An 896-nucleotide genomic window follows, 5' to 3' on the forward strand; every position below is an offset into this window, starting at 1 on the left:
ACCAATACTTGGGAAGCAAAAGATGTTTGTAACAATTCATCAACCACTTTCACTCAGGTAATTACAATTCAGGATACAACTGCACCAATGTGGACAACTGCTGCTAATGCTTTGAATGTAACTCTGGAATGTAGTGATCTTACTGCTTTGGCAAACGCTCAGGCTACCGCTCCAATCGCAACCGATAATTGTGATGGAACAGTAACTTATAACAAAATTAGCGGAAGCTTTGTGGCAGGTACCTGTATCAACTCCGGAACTTATACCAATACCTGGGAAGCAAAAGATGTTTGTTTGAATACTTCAACCATATTTACACAAACCATCACTATTCAGGATACTACTGCGCCAATGTGGACAACAGCAGCAGCTTCTTTAAATGCAACTTTACAATGTAGTGATCTTTCAGGTTTGGCTACCGCTCAGGCAGCTGCACCAATAGCTACCGATAATTGTGGAGGAACTGTAACCTATACCAAAACAAGCGGCAGTTTTATGGCAGGTTCCTGTATCAAATCCGGAACTTACACCAATACTTGGGAAGCAAAAGATGTTTGTAACAATTCATCAACCACTTTCACTCAGGTAATTACAATTCAGGATACAACTGCACCAATGTGGACAACTGCTGCTAATGCTTTGAATGTAACTCTGGGATGTAGTGATCTTACTGCTTTGGCAAACGCTCAGGCTACCGCTCCAATCGCAACCGATAATTGTGATGGAACAGTAACTTATAACAAAACAAGCGGAAGCTTTATGGCTGGTTCCTGTATCAACTCCGGAACTTATACCAATACCTGGGAAGCAAAAGATGTTTGTTTGAATACTTCAACCATATTTACACAAACAATCACTATTCAGGATACTACTGCGCCAATGTGGACAACTGCTGC

The 896-nt window shown here is 41.2% G+C and carries 1 protein-coding gene; it reads left to right on the top strand.

The features are described from left to right. Positions 1–896: Ig-like domain-containing protein (locus DMB68_RS23135; RefSeq protein WP_317047386.1), on the top strand; the 896-nt coding region annotated here is incomplete at both ends.

Origin of the sequence: Flavobacterium hydrophilum (assembly GCF_003202405.1) — a bacterium.
GTDB classification, from domain to species: domain Bacteria; phylum Bacteroidota; class Bacteroidia; order Flavobacteriales; family Flavobacteriaceae; genus Flavobacterium; species Flavobacterium hydrophilum.